The 2798-nt window shown below is 32.5% G+C and carries 1 protein-coding gene and 1 pseudogene; both read left to right on the top strand.

Going from position 1 to position 2798, the window contains the following annotated elements:
- A partial coding sequence (locus JO950_RS18910) for a hypothetical protein (RefSeq protein WP_202704037.1) occupies window positions 1-613 on the top strand: 613 nt, incomplete at its 5' end.
- Between the two features lie 224 nt (window positions 614-837).
- A pseudogene (locus tag JO950_RS18905) lies at window positions 838-2798 on the top strand (hypothetical protein); the annotation flags it as partial.

Genomic DNA, 2798 nt, shown 5'->3' with positions numbered 1-2798 from the left:
TACCTGGGACTCCTTCCGTCACAAAGAAGAAAAAATTGATATAACTGATATTGAAGGAATTGATGAGAAGCTCAGTGAATTTAGTGGCAAGATTCCAACTCTTCAACAAGTTTTCAAAGCTAGTGCTGATTATCAAAATTATTATGGTTTTGCTGTAGTACTTAATCAAGGATTTGTTCTAAAATATATTCCCACAGGGCCAGATAATTTTTCAGATTTTTCTAAATTATCCATAAGTCCACATTATATATATGGAGCAAAGTACGCTTCTGATATCTATGATCCTACCATGAGATTTGATATAAATCATGAATATTTTTCAATATTCAAGAAATTTGACACAAGTTTTAGCGAATGTCAGATGTTTGCAGACAGATTTACATTTACCGCAGGTCCATATCCAATTAGCCAGCAAACTTATCACAAATGCGAATTATTATTTCCAAAATTTAATAATGGCATAGCGGAAACTTGCACATTACCAATAAAAGTAAATCAAACTGCTGCTGACGATGCCGGTAATATTTCATTGTCCTCCATTAACACAACATTCACGACCAGTGACGGAAAAACGATAACCGTTACAAATGGTATCATCACTAATATTCAATAATCCATAAAAAGCCGAAAAACTCGGAAAAACACAATAGTCGTAATATGAAATTTAATTCCTTTTCTTGTCTATACTTTTTTCAACGTGTTTAGAAATACCTATTTACGTAATTCGTAGAATCGAATCATCATATATCACTCTAAGCAAGTTTAAGCAATGAAAAAAACTAAGACCAGTACTAAAAAACAAGACTATAATACAATCAATATCTTAAAAATTATAGTTTGTCAAAATCAGCAATTCAATCTCACAATCAATCCAAATATATTATGGCAACAAATATCAATACCATTCTAAACTGGTTCAAAACCGGCAAAAAACCAACACAAAAACAATTTTCGGATTCCTGGCAAAGTTTTTGGCACAAAGAGGAACAAATTCCTCAAAGTTCTATTGAACATCTGTCACAAACTTTAAATAATAAAACCGAAAGAACTCAATTTGAAGATCATAAATCCAGCAAAACAGCACATGAAACTTTATTTGCATCAAAAGAAAACATTGCTAATAAAAGTCTGAGCCTTTCTTCCTTATCAAGCAATAGTGATTATCCGTCTTCAAAAGCAGTTTACGATTTTGTAAATAATCTTATAAAAAGTGAAAATAATGTAAATACAGAAAAAGTATTAAATCTGGTACAATCCAATTCATTGATCCCGGGCAATTATTACTTGATCAATGATTTTCAAACCATCTATACCATTACTGGATCAAACTCTTCTCCAACACTACTTAAAAGGCGAATAAATTCTTATCCGGCAAAGTATGCTGTTCTGGATGTAGGTTATGATTTAAATTTAACTGTGGGTAAAACCGTTGTTATAACCAAACTTCCTGATGGTTACACAGGTCCATTACAGATTGGTTCAACAACAACCGTGAGTCTTGTCGCCTCTCAGGGTTATTATTTCCGTTTTGCCAACGGAATGCAAGCTCACATAGGATTAGAATTTGAATATTCAATACCCCGATATTCCAACGGAATTGTTGACAATTTAGTTGTAAATGATGCTAACGGAAAACCCGTAATACGCCCAGGAGGGGTACTAAATACTGAAGTTCACAATGGCACCGCATACATGAATATGTCGGCAGAAGAAAATCTTAATGTTCCTTTAGAATCAATTATTTTAAAGGCGAAATCGACAAAAGAGTTTGAATTAGAAGGGAAATCCGTAACCTATCCTGACGATAGTATTGAATATAAATTACCTGTCGTGGGAAGTGTCGCTACTAAAGGAACAATCTTAAGAAGATACAACAGAGCTCTTGGTATTGACTTAAAAATCGACTGGAGAGTACAACGCTACCGCAGATGGAAAATTTCAACAGATTCTATTTTAAAAACACTTAATCAGGATCAACCGGTAACTTCTTTAACAGGATTTGATGGTGTTTACCAATTTACAGCAACTAAATCAACTACAGCAACACCGGAAAGATTTTATGTTGCTCATGATTTAGATCATAAATCTTTAACAATCGATGCCAATACAAAGATTGTTGATTTTACAATGGAAGTCAGTTCATATAATGATGCCAAAGACTTTACAATTTTTAAACTAGACCAAAATCATCAGCCTGTTAGTGTCAAAATGATGAAAGTTTCCGGATTATTTGAGAATACAGTAATTCAAAACAATTTAGGAGAACTTAATTTTGATACAAATGTAGATGCTGTAACATTATCAAACACAACATTTGCATGTTCAGCAGTAATTACCGGAATTTCTAACCAAATATCCAACAGCTTATTTTTGGATACCTTTTATAGTATTGAAACATCACTTATAATCAATAACATAAAATCATTATCAAATTTTATGGTTGAAGGATCGATTTCTTCCCGAATTAATAATTCCGTGATTGGCGTCAATCTTAACAATTACAGTAGTGGAAACAAACCTTCTGTTAGGTGGATTAGAATAGAGAATATACAAAGTTCATCCTTAAACAAGGTCCTTCTGGGTGGAGCATTACCCTATTATAATTTTAATAACTCAACAATCGAATATAGTACTTTGTATTTCTATAATAACTTACGCAACGAAGCTTCTCCTACATATACTGCTTATAGTAAATTAATATTCAACAACTGCTTAATATTCTCGATGTCCATTTTTAACAGATCTAAACTAGGTAATACTATATTTGACGGCATCACAAGCAATGTCAATTATATTCC

The organism is Flavobacterium sp. UGB4466, from assembly GCF_903469665.1.
GTDB classification, from domain to species: Bacteria; Bacteroidota; Bacteroidia; order Flavobacteriales; family Flavobacteriaceae; genus Flavobacterium; species Flavobacterium lipolyticum.
Note: the sequence above shows the minus strand (reverse complement) of the source record. Positions and strands in the feature narration are given on the sequence as shown.